This is a genomic window from Bradyrhizobium sp. WD16, from assembly GCF_024181725.1.
Lineage (GTDB): Bacteria > Pseudomonadota > Alphaproteobacteria > Rhizobiales > Xanthobacteraceae > Bradyrhizobium_A.
Genome location: NZ_CP028908.1, coordinates 588,296 through 607,416, shown reverse-complemented (window position 1 = coordinate 607,416; position 19,121 = coordinate 588,296). Strand labels below are relative to the sequence as shown.

Below are 19,121 nucleotides of genomic sequence, written 5' to 3'. Positions count from 1 at the left end.
GCCAGACATCGTTCGCGCCGGGTCGAGTCGATTTCTATATTGACCGAACGGTTCGGTCAATGGTATGAACGATAATCCATGCGGCCACGCCCGGGGAGGGGACCGCATGTTGCGAGTATCGAGGACGCCCCATGGCCGCTGGACGTGATCAAGCCGCGCGGAAACTCCGCCCGGATTCCAACTCGCCCGCATCCCCCGGGTCCGACACCGCGCCGGGCGCCGCCGCCCCGCACCCGGTGGCCGAGAGCCGTGCGGATGTTACCGATCGGGAAACCGCCGATCGTGGCTCGCCGTCGGCGCGGACCGCCTCCGAAGCCGCCTCGCGAACCGCGGTAGCCGCTCCCGCCAAAGGCGGCCGGCGCCGGCTGGTCCTGAGCGTGCTCGGCGCCGTCCTCGCCATCGCCGCGGCCGGCTATGGCGGCCACTATGTGCTGGTGGGGCGGTTCATCGTCACCACCGACGACGCCTATGTCCGGGCCAACAGCACGCTGCTCGGCGCCCGGGTCTCCGGCCACATCGCGGCGATCAGCCCCAAGGACAATTCCAGGGTGAAAGCCGGCGATCTCCTGATCAAGATCGACGATGGCGACTACCGCATCGCGGTCGATTCCGCCCGTGCCAAGACCGCGACCCAGGAAGCCACCATCACGCGCATCGGCCGGCAGGTCGAAGCCCAGCTCAGCCTGGTCGAGCAGGCGAAGGCCCAGCTCGAATCGGCGCAGGCCGGGGTCAAGCGCGCGCAGTTCGACTTCGAGCGCCAGCAACAGCTCAGCACCAAGGGTTTCGCCTCCCAGGCGACCTTCGAGCAGTCCCAGGCGACGCGCGATCAGTCGACCGCCCAGGTGCAGAGCGCGCAGGCGGCGCTCGATGCCGCCGAGCGCAACATCGATGTCATCAAGGCGCAGAAGATCGAGGCCGAGCGTCAGCTCGCCGAGCTCAAGGCGGCGCTTGCCAAGGCCGAGCGTGACCTCGCCTTCACCGAGGTGCGGGCGCCGGTCGACGGCATCTTCGCCAACCGCCTGGTCAATACCGGCGACTTCATCCAGGTCGGCCAGCGTCTCGCCAATGTCGTGCCGCTCGACGAGGTCTTCATCGATGCCAACTTCAAGGAGACCCAGCTCGGCCGCATCCGGCCCGGACAGCCGGCCGGCCTGACCATCGACGGCGTTGCCGGCCGCGAGGTCGAGGGCGTGGTCGAGAGCCTGTCGCCGGCCGCCGGCGCGGTGTTCTCGCTGCTGCCGCCCGACAATGCCACCGGCAACTTCACCAAGATCGTGCAGCGCGTGCCGGTGCGCATCCGCGTGCCGGCGGCGATCGCCCGCGAAAACCTGCTGCGCGCCGGCATGTCGGTCGTGGTGCATGTCGACACCCGCGGCCTCGACGCCGCGAAATAACCGCGCGGCGCATGAGCGAGACCACCGCATCAAATCCCGCGATTCCCGCTCCGCCGCCAGGCGCGAGCGCCGCCGCCTCGGAGCGGCTGGTGCCGCGCCGTGTCTTCGCCTTCCTCATCATGGTGTTCGGGATGTTCATGTCCATCCTGGACATCCAGATCGTCTCGGCATCGCTGTCGGAGATCCAGGCCGGGCTGTCGGCGTCGTCGAGCGAGATCTCCTGGGTCCAGACCGCCTATCTGATCGCCGAGGTGATCGCGATCCCGCTGTCCGGCTTCATGTCGCGCGCGCTGGGGACGCGCTACCTGTTCGCCATCTCGGCCGCCGGCTTCACCGCCGCGAGCCTGATGTGCGGCCTGACCTCGAGCATCGGCCAGATGATCCTCTGGCGCGCCATCCAGGGCTTTCTCGGCGCCGGCATGATCCCGACGGTATTCGCCTCGGCCTACACCATCTTCCCGCGCAGCAAGCAGCACATCGTGGCTCCGATCATCGGTCTCGTCGCGACCCTGGCGCCGACGGTGGGGCCGACCGTCGGCGGCTACCTGACCGACGCGATGTCCTGGCACTGGCTGTTCTTCATCAACGTGCTGCCGGGCATCGGCATCACGGTGGGCGTGCTGGCGCTGGTCGATTTCGACCGGCCGGACCTCAAACTGCTCGATCACTTCGACTGGGTCGGGCTCGCCTCGATGGCGGGCTTCCTCGGCGCACTGGAATATGTGCTGGAGGAAGGGCCGAGCTATGAATGGTTCGAGGACACCTCGGTGGCCGCGCTCGCCGTGGTCTGCGTGCTGTCGGCGGTGGTGTTCTTCTGGCGCGTGCTCACCGCCCGCGAGCCGATCGTCGACATCCGCGCCTTCGTCAACCGCAACTTCGCGCTCGGCAGCGTCTTCTCCTTCTGCGTCGGCATCGGGCTCTACGGCCTCACCTATGTCTATCCGCGCTATCTCGCCGAAGTCCGCGGCTACAGCGCCATGATGATCGGCGAGACCATGTTCGTCTCCGGCGCCACCATGTTCCTGTGCGCGCCGCTGGTCGGGCGGATGATGCTGAAGGTCGACATGCGGGCGATGATCGCCGCGGGTCTCGTGCTGTTCGCGATCGGCACCTGGCAGATGACGTGGATGACCCGCGACTACGACTTCTGGGAGCTGTTCTGGCCGCAGATATTCCGCGGCTCCGGCATGATGCTGGCGATGGTGCCGGTCAACAACATCGCGCTCGGCACGCTGGCGGCGGAATTGATGAAGAACGCCTCGGGCCTGTTCAATCTCACCCGCAATCTCGGCGGCGCGGTCGGGCTCGCGATCATCAACACCATCCTCAATGACCGGACCGATCTGCACATCTCGCGGCTGCACGACAAGGTCTATTGGGGCAACGCCACCGCGGTCGACACCCTGAACACCCTGACGCAGCGCTTCCAGGGCATGGGCGACGCCTCGCTGATGGCGCTCAAGCAGCTCAACCAGATCGTCCATCGCCAGGCGGTGGTGATGGGCTATGCCGACGCCTTCATGATGATGACGGTGTTCTTCCTCGCGCTCAGCACCCTCGTCGTGTTCGTCGACCGCCCCAAGGTGATGGGCGCCGCCTCCGACGTGCATTAGGGGCGTTTTCCCGTCGATACTGGTTGGCGCGAAGAAAACGCGTCCAAACAAAAACCTGGTGCGCCGGCGCCGACATCATCGGCCGGCTCGTCCGTCGAGCCGAAGTCGCCTTTACGGTCGGTCGGGCACTCACTCATCCCATCGACGCATCCCAGCCGACCACGCGGTTTCGTCCTGTCGTCTTGGCGACGTAAAGCGCCTTATCGGCGCGGTCGATGGATCGCTCCACGGCGATGTCCGGCTCCAATGCGGCCAGCCCGAACGACGCCGCGACGTGAATTGTTCCCTTGCCATCGGCGTCGAACGGCAAGGATGCGAGTTGTTCACGCAGGTGGTCGATGATGGCGCGGCCGGCCTCCAGATCCGTATCCGTCAGACAAATCAGAAATTCCTCGCCGCCATAACGAAAAATCTTATCGTAGGGGCGCAGGTGCGCCACGATGTAGCGCGCAAACCCGATCAGGACCTTGTCGCCGACGGCATGGCCATATTCGTCGTTGACGGACTTGAAGAGATCCACATCCATCATCGCGAGGACGCAAGCATGCTTGTGCCTGACAAGCTCCTGCTGCTCGCGAAGCTTGCTCAGCATTTCGACGCGGCTCGGTATCCCGGTCAAGGGATCGAGATTGAAGAGCGCTCCCTGGAGTTCACGCTGGACGCTTAAGATTTCCAGACGCAAGCGCTTCAATGCCGAGACGAAATGCTCGTAGTCCTTGATCGAAATCGGCATGCCGTCCAAAGACGACCGCAGGAGGCTCGCGGCAAATCGGTGCATCCGCTCATGCTCAAAGCCGATCTCGGCGAAGCCGGGGAATCCTTTCAGCGCGGTGCCGGCGGATTTGTAATACCATTGGCCGAACCGGCAGGTGTGATACGCGTCGTCGCCGATGTCCCGCTCATCGGGGCTGAGATGGCAGATCAACGTGCCGTAGAGCGTTTCAGCCCACTGTTCGTGATTGTAGAGGGCCTGTTCGAGCTCGTTCAGCGCAACGCGCAGTTGCTCGTCGGACAAATTGGGGATTGCCACTGGTCACCTCATCGTGGAACCCGCAGACTGTCATGAAGGATAGCAGCCCGGTCTGAACGAGTCCTCCCTGGCGGGCGTTCCGCGGCAGGCCGCGCCCGACCGCAAGCCGATCGCGCCGCCGGGCGCGGCGTGGTTCATGCGACGACGGCGGTCTGCCGGCGGCGAGCAGCGAATGAGGGGCGCGGGATCAACGGGAGAGGGGCCCGGCGCGTCACGCCGGACCCCTCGTCGAAAGAAGCATCAGCCGGCCTGTAAGCCGGGTTCTGTAGGGCCCCGCCGCTTGCGCGGCGGAACGTGGCGGCCATTCCTCTGGGACGGCGCTTGCGCGTCGCCTCAAGCAACCTACCCGAACGGCCGGGTCGGACACCCTGCGGAGTTATCGCCCGAGAGCGAACTGTCCGCGTCGCCGTTCCTATTCGGTTTTGCTCCCGGTGGGGTTTACCCTGCCGCTCTCGTTGCCGAGAGCGCGGTGCGCTCTTACCGCACCTTTTCACCCTTGCCTGCGCCGCGGCGCCGGCGGTTCGTTCTCTGTGGCACTTTCCCTGGGGTCGCCCCCGCCGGACGTTATCCGGCACCGTTTGTCCATGGAGCCCGGACTTTCCTCCCCCGCGACCTTTCGGTACCTGCGGGAGCGGCCGCCCGGCCGACTGACGCTCACGTCATGGAGTGCGGCGGCAGCGGGGTCAAGTGCGGCGGCGGTTGCGGCACGCTTTCGAGCAGCGCGCGCAGGGTGGCGAGGGTCGATATGTCGGCGGTGCCGTCGACCCGTTCGGGGCGGAAATGGCGCTGGAACGCCGCCACCACCTCGGCGGTCGCCGAGTCGTATTGGCCGGTGCGCGGCACGCCGTAACCGTAAGAATGGAGCTGCTCCTGCAGGCTCAGCACCGCCTCGCCGTTGGCGCCGAGGTCGAGGCGGTCGCCGTCGGTGATTCGCGCCGGCCGCACCCAGTGGCCGACGCCGGAGCTCGCCAGCAGCCGCCACGGAAACTTCTCGCCGGGGTCCTTCTTGCGGTCCGGGGCGATGTCGGAATGGGCCAGCACCCGCTGCCTGACGATGCCGCGGCGGAGCATGATGCCCCGGCACAGCGCGATCACCGCCGCGATCTGGCGCGAGGGAAAGTCGGGATAGCCCCAGTCGTGGCCGCCGTTGACGATTTCGACGCCGATCGAACAGGAATTGATGTCGGTCTCGCCGGCCCAGAACGAACTGCCGGCGTGCCAGGCGCGGCGCGCCTCGGCCACCAGCTGGACGATGCGGCCGTCCTCGAGCACGACGTAATGGGCGGAGACTTCGGTTCCCGCCTTGCACAGCCGGGCCAGCGCGCCATCGGCATCTTCCATGCCGGTGTAGTGCAGGACGACCATATCCGGCGCCCGGTTGTTGCGCCGGTCACCATAATTGGCAGAGGGGATCACGTCGGAAACCACCGACGAATCCGGCGTGAAGGACACCATGCGAGCGTGAATCCAGGGAGATGGCAGGGGGCGCCGTCGCTTCGACTCGACCCCATCGGACGCGAACGATCCCAGCACCATGTCCCACCTAAAGCCGGCAGCAGCACGGCAACAAGCCGGCAGCCCCAAGAATGCTAAAGAACGCTAAAGAACAAGAACGCAGCGATCCAGAACGTTTAAGAACCAGAACGTTAAAGAACCAGAACCTGGGGAACCGGTTGTCTGGTTCCCGAGCGCCGTCTGGCCGCGCCGCTCGCCGACCTGCGAGCGGACAGACTCGTCATCCAATCGGCATTATCCGGCCACAATGATGAACGTGCAATCGCAATTCCAGGGCGAAAGGTGAATATCCACCGTGAGAATCCTCCGCGTTGCAACCAGAGCCTTTGCCGTATCGGCGTCCTCGATGGCTTTGGCGGAGCGGTAATTCGGAGACGGGACACTAGTGTGGTGGATCTGACGGCGCCGCGGGAAACCGCGCCGCCGTCAACGCTTCTTTAACGTTAACCCTGGTTACTGGCAGGGAGTGCCGCTTCTCTGGGAACGGCTGTGTTGTCATCGTCGAAGCCTCACATCCCATGCTTGGCCACCATATGCCGCGTGCACCGCGACGCGCCCAGGCGCCGGCCCGGCCGGAGCAGGAGGCTGCGCCGGTGCTGGCGCCCCGAATCATCGGCCGCGCCGCCGCGGTGGCCAGCTTTTGCCCTCGTTTCAGCCGTCCCGGCGGCGGCCAGGTTCCCATCATGACCGCCAGTCCCGGACCCGACAGCAGGCGCCACGTTCCGGTGCTCGGCCGCGAGGCGGTGGAGGCGCTCGCCCCGCGCGCGGGCGGCGTCTATGTCGACGCCACCTTCGGTGCCGGCGGCTACAGCCGGATGATCCTCGATCATGCCGGTACCCGGGTGGTCGCGATCGACCGCGATCCCACGGCGATCGCCGGCGGCGCCGCGCTGGCCGAGGCCGCGGCCGGCCGCCTGACCCTGGTCGAGGATCGCTTCTCCAATCTCGAGGAGGTCTGCGACGCCCAGGGCCTGCAGCGGGTCGACGGCATCGTCATGGATGTCGGGGTCTCCTCGATGCAGCTCGACGAGGCGGCGCGCGGATTTTCCTTCCGCCTGGAGGGGCCGCTCGACATGCGCATGGGGCGCGAGGGCCCGTCGGCGGCGGACGTGATCGCCCGGGCGTCGGAAGGCGATCTCGCCGACGTCATCTATCATCTCGGCGAGGAGCGGCAGTCGCGCGGCATCGCCCGCGCCATCGTCGCCGCCCGCCGCGAGGCGCCGATCACCACGACGCGGGCGCTCGCCGCCATCGTCGCCAAGGTGGTGCGGAGCAAGCCCCATGAGATCCATCCGGCGACGCGGACGTTCCAGGCGCTGCGCATCCTCGTCAACGAGGAGCTCGACGAATTGCTGGCGGCCCTGTGCGCCAGCGAACGCAGGCTGGCGGCCGGTGGACGCCTCGCCGTGGTCTCGTTCCATTCGCTGGAAGACCGCATCGTCAAGACCTTCCTCGCCGCGCGCAGCCGCGCCGGCGGCGGTTCGCGACATCTGCCCGAAGTCGTGGCGTCGCCGCCGAGCTTCACCGTTCTGACCCGCCGGCCGGTGCTGCCGTCGGAGACGGAGATCGCCGCCAATCCGCGGGCGCGCTCGGCCAAGCTGCGGGCGGCCGAACGCAATGCCGCCGCGCCGCACCCCGCGGAGGCCGAAGGTGCCTGGCCGCGGCTGCACGACGTGCTGAGGGGAGGCTGAGCCATGCGCATCGTCCACCTCCTCGTCATCGGCGCGCTGATCTTCGCCGCGGCCTACGTCTACCGCATCAAGATGGAATCGACGGTGCGCACCGAGCGGGTGATGCGGCTGCACGCCGATATCCGCGCGGAGCGCGATGCGATCGCGGGGCTGCGCGCCGAATGGTCCAAGCTGCAGGCGCCGTTGCGGCTGCAGGGCCTCGCCCAGCGCCATCTCGATCTCAAACCGATCGAGGGCGGCCAGTACGATTCCTTCAAGAACCTGCCCGAGCGGCCGCCGAGCTTCGCGCGCTCGACGACGCCCGATCCGATCGGCGCCATGCTCGACACCGTCGGCCAGGATGCGACCGGTTCGATTCCGGACAAGACGACGCCGGAGGAGAAGCCGTGAGCAACGCCGCCCTCACCATCACGCCCGCGGCCGAGCCGTGGCGCCGCCGCCTGATCCGCAGCATGCTGTACGGCCGCAAGGATCGCAGCGCCAAGGCGCGGGCGCGCGTCGCGTTCATCATGATGGCGTTCGGCGCCGTCTTCACCATCATCGCCGCCCGGCTCGTCACCTATGCCATCGTCGGCGACAGTCACGGCAGCCGCCGCGGCGTCTCCCAGGACGCCACCGCGACGGCGCGGCCCGACATCATCGATCGCAACGGCGAAATCCTCGCCACCGACGTCAAGGCGCCGTCGCTCTACGGCGAGCCGCGCCGCATCATCGACAGCGACGAGGCGATCGAGCTCCTGACCGCGACCCTGCCGGACCTCGAGACCGCCGAGGTGCGCCAGCGCCTGTCGTCCCGCAAGGGCTTCGTCTGGCTCAAGCGCGAGATCTCGCCGAAGCAGCAGCAGGAAATCCATCGCCTCGGCATTCCCGGCATCGGCTTCCTGCGCGAGAACAAGCGGGTCTATCCCAGCGGCTCGGAGGTCGCCCACCTGATCGGCCTCGTCAACATCGACAACCAGGGCATCGCCGGCATCGAGAAGTGGCTGGACAACAACGGCCTCGCCGACCTGCACCGCGCCGGCTTCGCCACCGACCGCCAGCAGGAGCCGATCCAGCTCTCGATCGACCTGCGCGTCGAGCACGCCCTGCGCGACGAGCTCCTGAAGGCGAAGGACAAGTTCCACGCCAAGGCGGCGTCGGGCCTCGTCAGCAACGTGCGCACCGGCGAGATCGTGGCGATGGTGTCGCTGCCGGATTTCGATCCCAACAACCCGAAGGAAGCCCATGATCCGGACCGGATCAATCGCCTGACCACCGGCGTCTACGAGATGGGATCGACGTTCAAGTCCTTCACGCTGGCGATGGCGCTCGATTCGGGCAAGATCAACCTCAACACGATGTGGGACGCGCGGGGCAATCTGCACTACGGCAAGTTCACCATCCACGACAGCCATCCGCTCGGCCGCTTCATCAACACCAAGGAAGTCTTCACCTTTTCGTCCAATATCGGCGCCGCGCGGATCGCGCTCGGCCAGGGCGTCGAGGCCCACAAGGCCTTCCTGACCAAGATGGGCCAATTGCAGCGGTTGCGCACCGAACTGCCCGAGAGCGCGATGCCGCTGGTGCCGCGGCGCTGGGGCGAGCTCAATACCGTGACCATCGCCTTCGGCCAGGGCCTGTCGGTGGCGCCGCTGCAGGCGGTGATGGGCATCAATGCGCTGGTCAACGGCGGCAACCTGATCCCGCCGACCTTCCTCAAGCGCAGCGAGCAGGAGGCGATGGCGCTCGCCAAGCGGGTCGTCAAGCCGGAGACCAGCGACAAGATGCGCTTCCTGATGCGCCTCAATGCCGAGATCGGTACCGCCAAGACGGCCGACGTCAAGGGCTATTATGTCGGCGGCAAGACCGGCACCTCGGAAAAGGTGATCAACGGCCATTACGCCAAGAAGCGCGTGCTCAATTCCTTCACCGCGATCATGCCGGCGGACAATCCGCAGTACCAGCTGCTGGTGATGATCGACGAGCCGCAGGCGCTGCCCGAGACCCACGGCTTCATCACCTCCGGCTGGAATGCGGTGCCGACCGGCGGCAAGGTCATCGCGCGGATCGCGCCGCTTCTCGGCCTCGAGCCGCGGTTCGACCTGCCGCCCGCGGAGCGCCTTATTCTTGCGGCATCGAGGGAAAGCCGGTAAGTCGCGGCTCCCGCGCAAGCCGTCGCTCGATACCGCCGGATGACGGCGGCAAGGCAGTCTCTAAACCCGCAACACGTGTCGGCAACACGTATCCGCAATACCGATCGCAACTCGGATCGGCAACATCTGGACCCGCGCGACCATGCAGCTTCGCGACCTTCTCGGCGACGACGCCGCGCTGGACGCGCCGACCGGCGCCATCGTCGTCCGCGGGCTCGCGGTCGACAGCCGCAAGGTCGGCCGCGGCGAGGTGTTCTTCGCGCTTGCCGGCAGCAAGACCGATGGCGCGCGCTTCATTGCCCAGGCGCTGGCGGCGGGCGCCGTCGCCGTGGTGGGCGAGGAGCCGCCGCCAGGTGAGACCGGCGCGCCCTTGACCGCCGTGCCGTTCGTCGCCGTGGCCAATGCGCGCCGCGCGCTCGCCCGCGCCGCCGCGCGCTTCTTCCCGCGTCAGCCGGCGACGATCGCGGCGGTCACCGGCACCAGCGGCAAGACCTCGGTCGCCGCCTTCACCCGCCAGATCTGGCAGCGCCTCGGCCACGCCGCCGCCAGCATCGGCACGGTCGGCATCGTCGCGCCCACCCGCTCGGTCTACGGCTCGCTGACCACCCCCGATCCGGTCACGCTGCACCGGGAGCTCGACGAACTCGCCGGCGAAGGCGTCAGCCATCTGGCGCTCGAGGCCTCGTCCCACGGCCTCGACCAGCACCGGCTCGACGGCGTCCGCATCATCGCCGGCGCCTTCACCAACCTGTCGCGCGACCACATGGATTATCATCCGAGCGTCGAGCACTACTTCGCGGCCAAGCTGCGGCTGTTCGGGGAGTTGATCGCCGCGGGCGGCATCGCGGTCGTCGCCGCCGATCACGCGCAGTCGGCCGCCGTGATCGAGGCGGCGCGGGCGCGGAAGCTGCGCGTCATCACCGTCGGCCGCAATGCCGACGAGGCGGCGGGCGGCATCCGTCTCATCGACGCCGCCGTCGACGGCTTCGGCCAGCGCCTCGCCCTGCGCCATGCCGGCAGGTCGATCGCGCTGCGGCTGCCGCTGGTCGGCGAATTCCAGATCGAGAATGCGCTGGTCTCGGCGGGTCTTGCGATCGGCACCGGCGGCGATCCGGCTCTCGTGTTCGAAGCGCTCGAGGCGCTCGAGGGCGCCAGCGGCCGGCTCGAACTCGTCGGCTCGCGCAACGGCGCGCCGGTGTTCGTCGATTACGCCCACAAGCCCGACGCGCTGGAGAAGACTCTCGCCGCGTTGCGGCCCTATGTCAGCCGTCGGCTCGTGGTGGTGTTCGGCGCCGGCGGCGACCGCGACGCCGGCAAGCGGCCGCTGATGGGCGAGATCGCCGCGCGTCACGCCGACCGCGTCATCGTCACCGACGACAACCCGCGCAGCGAGGATCCCGCGGCGATCCGCGCCGCGATTCTCGCCGCGGCTCCCGGCGCGCGCGAGATCGGCGACCGCGCCGCGGCGATCCGCGCCGCGGTGGCGGAACTCGATGCCGGCGATGTGCTGGTGATCGCCGGCAAGGGACACGAAACCGGCCAGATCGTCGGCACGCAGGTTCTGCCGTTCAGCGACCACGAAGCGGCGCGGACGGCACTTTCGGAGAAGCAGGCATGAGCGGCGACTGGCTGTGGCAGGTGGACGAGATGGCGGCGGCGATGGCGGCCGCACGGCAGGGCCGCCTGCCGGCCGGCATCACCGGCATCTCGATCGACAGCCGGACCATTGCGTCCGGCGAGGCCTATTTCGCCATCAAGGGCGACGTCCACGACGGCCATGAATTCGTTGCCGCCGCGCTGGCCAATGGCGCCGCGCTCGCCGTCGTCGCCGAGGACAAACGCGCGGGCCTGCCGGCGGATGCGCCGCTGCTCGTGGTGCCGGACGTGCTGGCGGCGCTGCGAAGCCTCGGCATCGCCGCGCGGGCGCGCTCGCGTGCAAAGGTCGTCGCCGTGACCGGGTCGGTCGGCAAGACCTCGACCAAGGAGGCGCTGCGCACGGTGCTCGCCGCCCAGGGCAAGACCCACGCCTCGGTCGCCTCCTTCAACAATCACTGGGGCGTGCCGCTGACGCTGGCGCGCTGTCCGGCGGACGCAGCTTACGCGGTCTACGAGATCGGCATGAATCACGCCGGCGAGATCGAGCCGCTGGTCAGGATGGTGCGTCCGCATGTGGCGATCGTCACCACCGTCGAGCCGGTGCATCTGGAATTCTTCGCCGGCGTGGAAGCCATCGCCGACGCCAAGGCGGAGATCTTCGCCGGCGTCGAGCAAGGCGGCGCCGCGGTGCTCAACTGCGATAACTCCCAGTTCATGCGGCTCAGGACAAAAGCCGAGGCGCGCGGCATCGCCCGCGTCGTCGCCTTCGGCAGCGGCGAGGCCGCCGATGCGCGGCTGCTCGACGTCGCGCTGCACCCCGCCGGATCGGCGGTCCATGCGCAGATTTTCGGCCAGGAGATCACCTACAAGCTCGCCTTGCCGGGCCGGCACATGGCGCTCAATTCGCTGGCGGTGCTCGCCGCGGCGATGCTCCTCGGCGCCGACCTGGTTCCGGCCGCCCTGGCGCTCGCCGCCATCGCGCCGGGCTCCGGCCGTGGTGCGCGGCTGCGCCTCATGCTGCCCCAGGGCGAGGCGACGCTGATCGACGAGAGCTATAATGCCAATCCGGCATCCATGGCCGCGGCGATCGCGGTGCTGGGGCAGGCGGGCGTGGCGCCGCGGAGCCGGCGCATCGCCGTGCTCGGCGACATGCTCGAACTGGGGCCGACCGGCCCCGATCTGCATCGCGGTCTTGCCGACGCGATCGCCGCCGCCAGGGTCGATCTGGTGTTCTGCTGCGGTCCCCTGATGCGAAATCTGTGGGATGGCCTTCCATCCACGCGGCAGGGCGGCTATGCGGAGAATTCGGCGGCGCTCGAGCCCCTGGTGGCGGCGGCACTGCGGGCGGGCGACGCCCTGATGGTCAAGGGCTCGCTCGGTTCCAGGATGAAATTCGTTGTCACGGCACTCGAAAAGCGTTTTCCGGGCCATGCCGCGTTTGATGACGTCGCGGGCGCAGGAGGGTGACGCCCGCAGCCGGGAGCGGCATTGCCGTCCCGTGTGGGTCAGAACCCGGGCTAACCAGGCAAGGCGGCTTGAATGTTCTATTGGCTGATCGATCTTTCCGGCGCGATTCCCGTTTTCAACGTCTTCCGTTACATCACCTTCCGCACCGGCGGCGCGATGGTGACGGCCGCGCTGTTCGTCTTCCTGTTCGGGCCATGGATCATCGACAATCTGCGCCTGCGCCAGGGCAAGGGCCAGCCGATCCGCACCGACGGACCGGCCTCCCATCTCGTCACCAAGAAGGGCACGCCCACCATGGGCGGGCTGATGATCCTGTCCGGCCTCGTGGTCTCGACCCTGTTGTGGGCCAATCCGCGCAACCCTTACGTCTGGATCGTGCTGGCGGTGACGCTCGGTTTCGGCTTCGTCGGGTTCTACGACGACTATCTCAAGGTCACCAAGCAGACCCATGCCGGCTTCTCGGGCCGCACCCGGCTCGCGATCGAATTCCTCATCGCGGGTCTTGCCTGCTTGGCGCTGGTCTGGATCGGCCGTCCGCCGTTCTCGACCTCGCTGGTGATCCCGTTCTTCAAGGATGTGGCGCTGAACTTCGGCTGGTTCTTCGTGATCTTCGGCGCCTTCATCGTGGTCGGCGCCGGCAATGCGGTGAACCTGACCGACGGCCTCGACGGCCTCGCCATCGTCCCGGTGATGATCGCCTCGCTGTCGTTCGGCATGATCTCCTATCTGGCCGGCAATGCCGTGTTCTCCGACTATCTTCAGATCAATTACGTCGCCGGGACCGGCGAACTGGCGGTGCTCTGCGGCGCGGTGCTGGGCGCCGGCCTCGGATTCCTGTGGTTCAATGCGCCGCCGGCCTCGATCTTCATGGGCGACACCGGCTCGCTGGCGCTCGGCGGCATGCTCGGCAGCATCGCGGTGGCGGTGAAGCACGAGATCGTGCTGGCGGTGATCGGCGGGCTGTTCGTGCTCGAGGCGGTGTCGGTGATCGTGCAGGTGGCCTCGTTCAAGCTCACCGGCAAGCGGGTGTTCAAGATGGCGCCGATCCATCATCATTTCGAGCAACTCGGCTGGACCGAGCCGCAGATCGTGATCCGCTTCTGGATCATTTCGGTGATGCTGGCGCTGGCCGGCCTGTCCACCCTGAAGCTGAGATGAGGTCAAGGTGATTGCGGTCACGAGCTTTGCCGGCAAGACGGTCGCGGTGTTCGGGCTGGGCGGCTCGGGGCTCGCCTGCTGCCATGCGCTGCGCGCCGGCGGCGCCGAGGTGGTGGCCGGCGACGACAGCGCCGCGAGGCTCGCCGAGGCTGCCGCGGCAGGCTTCGTCACCGCCGACCTGAGCGGCGTCTCATGGGCGAATTTCGCCGCCCTGGTGCTGACGCCGGGAGTGCCGCTGACCCATCCGGCGCCGCACTGGAGCGTTGCCCTGGCGCGCAATGCCGCCGTCGAGGTGATCGGCGACATCGAGCTGTTCTGCCGCGAGCGGCGGCGACAGGCGCCGTCCTCGCCGTTCGTCGCCATCACCGGCACCAACGGCAAGTCGACCACCACGGCGCTGATCGCGCACCTGATGCGCGCCGCCGGCCATGACACCCAGATGGGCGGCAATATCGGCACCGCGATCCTGTCGCTGGAGCCGCCGCGTCTCGGCCGCGTTCACGTGGTCGAGATGTCGTCCTACCAGATCGACCTGACGCCCTCGCTCGATCCGCTGGTCGGCATCCTGCTCAACGTCACCGAGGACCATCTCGATCGCCATGGCACGCTGGCCAATTATGCCGCGGTGAAGGAGCGCCTCGTCGCCGGCGTGCAGCGCGGCGGCACCGCCATCATCGGCGTCGACGATCAGTGGTGCCAGGCCGCCGCCGACCGCATCGAGCAGGCAGGCAAGCATGTGGTGCGGATTTCGGTCAGGCGTCCGCTCGCCGACGGCATCTATCTCGACCACGACACGCTGGTGCGCGCCGCCGGCGGCAGCCGCACCGAGATCGCGCGGATCGGCGGCATCGGCTCGCTGCGCGGCGAGCACAACGCCCAGAACGCGGCGGCGGCCGCCGCCGCGGCGCTGGCGCTCGGCGTCGGCTTCGAGGCCTTGCAGGACGGGCTGCGCAGCTTTCCGGGGCTCGCCCATCGCATGGAGCAGATCGGCCGCCGCGGCCGGGTGCTGTTCATCAACGATTCCAAGGGCACCAATGCCGATGCGGCGGCGCGGGCGCTGGCCTCCTTCGACGACATCTACTGGATCGCCGGCGGCAAGCCGAAGACCGGCGGCATCGAAAGCCTGCGCGGCTACTTCCCGCGGATCCGCAAGGCCTATCTGATCGGCGAGGCGGCGCCGGCGTTTTCGGCCACGCTCGGCAGCGAGGTCGCCCACGACATCAGCGGCACGCTCGACGCCGCGGTGGCGGCGGCCGCCGCCGACGCCGAGGCTTCGGGGCTCGCCCATCCGGTGGTGCTGCTGTCGCCGGCCTGCGCCTCGTTCGACCAGTACCGCAACTTCGAGATCCGCGGCGACCACTTCCGCGAGCTCGTCAAGGGGCTGGGGTCGATCGGGCCGGCCTGAGGCCGCATCGGGCGATTTTGCCGTGGTTCCTTAACCATCGGGAAACCATGTTGCGCCACCAATGGCGTTCGATTCCGACCGTCAGGACCAGCCATGATCTCACGTGAGCAGCGCACCCCGTTCAGCGAATGGTGGTGGACCGTGGACCGGCTGCTGCTGGCGGCGATGCTCGCCCTGATGCTGGCCGGCATCATCCTGTCGCTGGCGGCGAGCCCGCCGGTGGCGGCGCGGCTCGGCCTCGATCCGTTCCATTTCTTCAACCGTCACGTCCTGTTCCTGCTGCCGTCCTGCGTCGTGATGATCGGGGTGTCGTTCCTGTCGCCGCGCCAGATCCGCCGCACGGCGCTCGTCGTCTTCATCATCAGCGTCGCCTTGATCGTCGCGACGCTGCTGCTCGGGCCCGAGGTGAAGGGCGCGCGGCGCTGGATCACCATCCTCGGCGTCAACATCCAGGCGTCCGAAGCCGCCAAGCCGTCCTTCGTCGTGCTGGTGGCCTGGCTGTTCTCGGAATCGGCGCGCCGCCCGGAAATGCCTGCCACCTCCACCGCGCTGGCGATGCTGCTCGGGCTCGTGGCGCTGCTCGTCGCCGAGCCCGATTTCGGCCAGACCATGCTGGTGCTGATGGTCTGGGGCTCGCTGTTCTTCATCGCCGGCATGCGCATCATCTGGGTGATGGGCCTCGCCGGCAGCGCTGCCGCCGGCCTGTTCGCCGCCTATATTTTCGTGCCGCACGTGGCGGCGCGCATCAAGCGCTTCATGGATCCGGCCTCGGGCGACACCTTCCAGGTCGACACGGCGATGGAATCCTTCAGCCATGGCGGCTGGTTCGGCCAGGGTCCGGGCGAGGGCACCGTCAAGCGCATCCTGCCCGACAGCCACACCGACTTCGTCATGGCGGTGGCGGCCGAGGAGTTCGGCATCATCCTCTGCCTGGTGCTGCTGGCGCTGTTCGCCTTCATCGTGCTGCGGACGCTGTCGCGCGCCTATGCCAGCGAGGATCTGTTCGCGCGTTTCGCCGCCTCCGGCCTCGCCATCATGTTCGGCGTCCAGGCCTCGATCAACATGGCGGTGAACCTGCACCTGATCCCGGCCAAGGGCATGACGCTGCCGTTCATTTCCTATGGCGGCTCCTCGATGGTGTCGCTGGCCTTCGGCGTCGGCATGATGCTGGCGCTGACGCGGCAGCGTCCGAGCATCGAGGTGGAATCGGTCGGCGACGGCTATGCCGTCCGCCGCTTCGCCTGAGCCATGACTGAAGCCGTGGCTCCGCTCATCCTGCTCGCCGCCGGCGGCACCGGCGGCCACCTGTTTCCCGCCGAGGCGCTCGGCGCCGAGCTGATGCGGCGCGGCCTGCGGGTGCGCCTCGTCACCGACGATCGCGCGCTGCGCTACAGCGGCCTGTTCACGCCCGACATGATCGACGTGGTGCCGAGCGAGACCGTGCGCTCGCGCTCGCCGCTGGCGCTGGCGCGCACCGCCTCGCTGCTCGCCGCCGGCGTGCTCAAGGCCTATGGCCTGATGCGCCGCCTCCAGCCGAGGGCGGTGATCGGCTTCGGCGGCTATCCGACACTGCCGCCGCTGGTCGCGGCGCGGCTCGCCGGCGTGCCGAGCCTGATCCACGACGCCAATGCGGTGATGGGGCGCGCCAACAAGTTTCTGTCGCGCCATGTCTCGGCGATCGCCACTTCGCTGCCCGGCGTGCTCGATCATGATCCCTCGCTGGCGGCCAGGACGACGCTGACCGGAACGCCGATGCGCCCGGCCATTCTCGCCGCCGCCGGCGTCGCCTATGCCGAGCCGCAGGCCGGCGGCACGCTGCGCCTCCTGGTGATCGGCGGCAGCCAGGGTGCGCGGGTGATGGCGGATGTGGTGCCGCCGGCGATCGAGCGGCTCGAGCCGGTGCTGTGGCCGCGGCTCGACCTGGTGCAGCAGGTTCGTCAGGAAGACATGGCGCGGGTGCGGGCGGTCTACGACCGGCTCAAGATCCGCGCCGAGCTGCAGCCCTTCTTCAGCGACCTGCCGGCGCGGCTCGCGGCTTGCCACCTCGCGGTGTCGCGCTCCGGCGCCGGCACCGTCGCCGAACTCGCGGCGATCGGCCGGCCCTCTATCCTGGTGCCGCTGCCCGGGGCCATCGATCAGGACCAGTTCGCCAATGCCGGTGTGCTGTCGCGCATCGACGCCGCGATCCGCATCGTGCAGACCGACTTCACGCCGGACCGGCTCGCCGCCGAGATCTCGGCGCTCGCCGCCGAGCCGGCGCGGCTCGCGGCGATGGCGGAGCGCGCCCGCTCGGCCGGTCGGCTCGACGCCACCGAGCGGCTCGCCGATCTCGTGACGCGCGTCGCCGGCCTGTAGACGGCGGGCGGCCGCAGTGGCGTGACCGCTGCGGCATCATTTTGCCGCAGTCGAACGTGATGTGGGCCTCCCAAAAATGCAGGGATCAGGGTTCCATGCTACCAGCCGGGGCTGCACTTAACGGGTTGCAAAGGCCACAGGTGCAGTTTCTGCCGTGTTCGGGGCTATTGGCGAGCCTGTGTCCAGCGGCGAAAACGTCTCCGAGAGGGGCGATTTTGTCTTGTCATGCCCGCCGGAAGCGGGGCATTCCAGCATCGGCCCGGCGCGACTCTCGAGTCCGCCGGCCCGCGATGAGGTTCGAATCGTGAGATTCCAATTCATGAGACTGCGATCATGAGACTTCGGTCATGAGACTGCCGCGCGAGATCGGCCCCATTCATTTCGTCGGCATCGGCGGCATCGGCATGAGCGGCATCGCCGAGGTGCTGAACAATCTCGGCTATACCGTGCGCGGCTCGGATGCCGCGGAAAACGCCAACGTCAAGCGGTTGCGCGACAACGGCATCGCCGTCACCGTCGGCCATGCGGCCGAGAATGTCGCCGGCGCCGGCGTGATGGTGGTGTCGTCGGCGATCAAGCGCGACAACCCGGAGCTGATGGCGGCACGCGCCCAGCGCATTCCGGTGGTGCGGCGCGCCGAGATGCTGGCCGAGCTGATGCGGCTGAAGAGCTGCGTCGCCATCGCCGGCACCCACGGCAAGACCACCACCACCTCGATGGTGGCGACGCTGCTCGACGCCGGCAATCTCGATCCGACCGTGATCAACGGCGGCATCATCAACGCCTACGGCACCAATGCGCGGCTCGGCGCCGGCGAATGGATGGTGGTGGAGGCGGACGAGAGCGACGGCACCTTCCTCAAGCTGCCGGCCGACGTCGCCATCGTCACCAATGTCGATCCCGAGCATCTCGATCACTTCCATACCTTCGACGCCGTCCAGGACGCGTTCCGCAACTTCGTCGAGAACGTGCCGTTCTACGGCTTCGCGGTGATGTGCATCGATCATCCGGTGGTGCAGGCGCTGGTCGGCAAGATCGAGGACCGGCGCATCATCACCTATGGCGTCAATCCGCAGGCCGATGTCCGGCTGCTCGATCTGACGTCAAACAACGGCAGCCAGAGCTTCCGCGTCTCGTTCCGCAATCGCAAGGACGGCTCTGCCCACGAGATCGCAGGGCTCACGCTGCCGATGCCGGGCCGGCACAATGCGCTGAACGCCATCGCCGCGATCGCCGTCGCCCATGAACTCGGCCTGTCGGACGATGCCATCCGCAGCGCGCTGGCCGGCTTCGGCGGCGTCAAGCGGCGCTTCACCCGCACCGGCGAATGGAACGGCGTCACCGTGATCGACGACTACGGCCACCATCCGGTCGAGATCGCCGCGGTGCTGCGCGCCGCGCGCGAATCCGCCCGCAACAGGGTGATCGCGGTGGTGCAGCCGCATCGCTACACCCGCCTGCAGTCGCTGTTCGAGGAATTCTGCACCTGCTTCAACGATGCCGATGCGGTGGTCGTCGCCGACGTCTATCCCGCCGGCGAGGCGCCGATCGCGGGCGTCGACCGCGACCATTTCGTCCTCGGCCTGCGCGCCCATGGTCATCGCGAGGTGATCGCGCTGGAGGATTCGACGAGACTCGCCGGCGTCATCCACGAGATCGCGCGGCCGGGCGATTTCGTCGTCTGCCTGGGCGCCGGCAATATCACCCAGTGGGCCTATGCGCTGCCGGGCGAGCTCAAGGCGCTGGACGGCGGACGTTGACGGGC

The 19,121-nt window shown here is 68.2% G+C and carries 14 protein-coding genes and 1 other RNA gene; 12 read left to right on the top strand and 3 right to left on the bottom strand.

Annotated features, from left to right (window positions below; genetic code table 11):
• Nucleotides 1–131 precede the first annotated feature (131 nt).
• Both DB459_RS02800 and DB459_RS02795 read left to right on the top strand, forming a co-directional pair.
• Nucleotides 132–1,394 carry an HlyD family secretion protein gene (locus tag DB459_RS02800; protein WP_253711438.1) on the top strand — a complete coding sequence of 421 codons (1,263 nt, stop codon included), beginning with the start codon at nt 132–134 and terminating at the stop codon, nt 1,392–1,394.
• An 11-nt stretch (nt 1,395–1,405) separates the two neighbouring features.
• Nucleotides 1,406–3,007 carry a DHA2 family efflux MFS transporter permease subunit gene (locus DB459_RS02795; RefSeq protein WP_253711437.1) on the top strand — a complete coding sequence of 534 codons (1,602 nt, stop codon included), beginning with the start codon at nt 1,406–1,408 and terminating at the stop codon, nt 3,005–3,007.
• 133 nt (nt 3,008–3,140) lie between these two features.
• Here DB459_RS02795 and DB459_RS02790 read toward each other — a convergent pair whose 3' ends face one another.
• The 3 genes from DB459_RS02790 to DB459_RS02780 all read right to left on the bottom strand — a co-directional run bounded on the left by DB459_RS02790 (nt 3,141) and on the right by DB459_RS02780 (nt 5,573).
• Nucleotides 3,141–4,037 (bottom strand): diguanylate cyclase, encoded by an 897-nt coding sequence (locus tag DB459_RS02790; RefSeq protein ID WP_253711436.1) that lies wholly within the window; start codon nt 4,035–4,037, stop codon nt 3,141–3,143.
• Nucleotides 4,038–4,273: 236 nt separating this feature from the next.
• An RNA gene (gene rnpB, locus DB459_RS02785) (RNase P RNA component class A) lies at nt 4,274–4,688 on the bottom strand.
• A gap of 3 nt (nt 4,689–4,691) precedes the next feature.
• Entirely contained in the window at nt 4,692–5,573 is an 882-nt protein-coding gene (locus DB459_RS02780) for an N-acetylmuramoyl-L-alanine amidase (protein ID WP_253711435.1), read from the bottom strand.
• 662 nt (nt 5,574–6,235) lie between these two features.
• Here DB459_RS02780 and rsmH point away from each other — a divergent pair.
• From rsmH to murC, 10 genes are all read left to right on the top strand, one after another.
• The gene (rsmH, locus tag DB459_RS02775; RefSeq protein ID WP_253713750.1) at nt 6,236–7,243 is read left to right on the top strand and encodes a 16S rRNA (cytosine(1402)-N(4))-methyltransferase RsmH; all 1,008 of its coding nucleotides are present in this window, start codon (nt 6,236–6,238) and stop codon (nt 7,241–7,243) included.
• A 3-nt stretch (nt 7,244–7,246) separates the two neighbouring features.
• Complete coding sequence (locus DB459_RS02770) at nt 7,247–7,633, top strand: hypothetical protein (protein ID WP_253711434.1); 387 nt, start codon at nt 7,247–7,249, stop codon at nt 7,631–7,633.
• A 62-nt stretch (nt 7,634–7,695) separates the two neighbouring features.
• Nucleotides 7,696–9,375 carry a penicillin-binding protein 2 gene (locus DB459_RS02765; protein WP_253713749.1) on the top strand — a complete coding sequence of 560 codons (1,680 nt, stop codon included), beginning with the start codon at nt 7,696–7,698 and terminating at the stop codon, nt 9,373–9,375.
• Nucleotides 9,376–9,517: 142 nt separating this feature from the next.
• Nucleotides 9,518–10,993, top strand: a complete 1,476-nt coding sequence (locus tag DB459_RS02760; RefSeq protein WP_253711433.1) for a UDP-N-acetylmuramoyl-L-alanyl-D-glutamate--2,6-diaminopimelate ligase — start codon at nt 9,518–9,520, stop codon at nt 10,991–10,993.
• Nucleotides 10,990–12,438 carry a UDP-N-acetylmuramoylalanyl-D-glutamyl-2,6-diaminopimelate--D-alanyl-D-alanine ligase gene (locus DB459_RS02755; RefSeq protein ID WP_253711432.1) on the top strand — a complete coding sequence of 483 codons (1,449 nt, stop codon included), beginning with the start codon at nt 10,990–10,992 and terminating at the stop codon, nt 12,436–12,438. The genes DB459_RS02760 and DB459_RS02755 overlap by 4 nt, the downstream gene beginning before the upstream one ends.
• A gap of 72 nt (nt 12,439–12,510) precedes the next feature.
• On the top strand, nt 12,511–13,596 hold the full coding sequence (mraY, locus tag DB459_RS02750) for a phospho-N-acetylmuramoyl-pentapeptide-transferase (RefSeq protein WP_253711431.1): 1,086 nt from the start codon (nt 12,511–12,513) through the stop codon (nt 13,594–13,596).
• Between the two features lie 7 nt (nt 13,597–13,603).
• Nucleotides 13,604–15,001, top strand: a complete 1,398-nt coding sequence (gene murD / locus DB459_RS02745; RefSeq protein ID WP_253711430.1) for a UDP-N-acetylmuramoyl-L-alanine--D-glutamate ligase — start codon at nt 13,604–13,606, stop codon at nt 14,999–15,001.
• 93 nt (nt 15,002–15,094) lie between these two features.
• The gene (ftsW, locus tag DB459_RS02740) at nt 15,095–16,246 is read left to right on the top strand and encodes a putative lipid II flippase FtsW (RefSeq protein WP_253711429.1); all 1,152 of its coding nucleotides are present in this window, start codon (nt 15,095–15,097) and stop codon (nt 16,244–16,246) included.
• A gap of 3 nt (nt 16,247–16,249) precedes the next feature.
• Nucleotides 16,250–17,356, top strand: coding sequence for an undecaprenyldiphospho-muramoylpentapeptide beta-N-acetylglucosaminyltransferase (gene murG / locus DB459_RS02735; protein ID WP_253711428.1), 1,107 nt, complete (start codon nt 16,250–16,252; stop codon nt 17,354–17,356).
• 347 nt (nt 17,357–17,703) lie between these two features.
• Nucleotides 17,704–19,116: a UDP-N-acetylmuramate--L-alanine ligase gene (gene murC, locus DB459_RS02730; protein ID WP_253711427.1), complete on the top strand. Its 1,413-nt coding sequence runs from the start codon at nt 17,704–17,706 to the stop codon at nt 19,114–19,116.
• Nucleotides 19,117–19,121 lie beyond the last annotated feature (5 nt).

What these genes read in the sequence shown, in the direction of transcription:
- DB459_RS02770 (WP_253711434.1), top strand. Translation starts at nt 7,247, where the DNA reads ATGCGCATCGTCCACCTCCTCGTCATCGGCGCGCTGATCTTCGCCGCG.
- DB459_RS02765 (WP_253713749.1), top strand. Translation starts at nt 7,696, where the DNA reads ATGCTGTACGGCCGCAAGGATCGCAGCGCCAAGGCGCGGGCGCGCGTC.
- DB459_RS02755 (WP_253711432.1), top strand. Translation starts at nt 10,990, where the DNA reads ATGAGCGGCGACTGGCTGTGGCAGGTGGACGAGATGGCGGCGGCGATG.
- DB459_RS02795 (WP_253711437.1), top strand. Translation starts at nt 1,406, where the DNA reads ATGAGCGAGACCACCGCATCAAATCCCGCGATTCCCGCTCCGCCGCCA.
- mraY (WP_253711431.1), top strand. Translation starts at nt 12,511, where the DNA reads ATGTTCTATTGGCTGATCGATCTTTCCGGCGCGATTCCCGTTTTCAAC.
- DB459_RS02780 (WP_253711435.1), bottom strand. Translation starts at nt 5,573, where the DNA reads ATGGTGCTGGGATCGTTCGCGTCCGATGGGGTCGAGTCGAAGCGACGG.
- murG (WP_253711428.1), top strand. Translation starts at nt 16,250, where the DNA reads ATGACTGAAGCCGTGGCTCCGCTCATCCTGCTCGCCGCCGGCGGCACC.
- ftsW (WP_253711429.1), top strand. Translation starts at nt 15,095, where the DNA reads ATGATCTCACGTGAGCAGCGCACCCCGTTCAGCGAATGGTGGTGGACC.
- DB459_RS02800 (WP_253711438.1), top strand. Translation starts at nt 132, where the DNA reads ATGGCCGCTGGACGTGATCAAGCCGCGCGGAAACTCCGCCCGGATTCC.
- DB459_RS02760 (WP_253711433.1), top strand. Translation starts at nt 9,518, where the DNA reads ATGCAGCTTCGCGACCTTCTCGGCGACGACGCCGCGCTGGACGCGCCG.
- rsmH (WP_253713750.1), top strand. Translation starts at nt 6,236, where the DNA reads ATGACCGCCAGTCCCGGACCCGACAGCAGGCGCCACGTTCCGGTGCTC.
- murC (WP_253711427.1), top strand. Translation starts at nt 17,704, where the DNA reads ATGAGACTGCCGCGCGAGATCGGCCCCATTCATTTCGTCGGCATCGGC.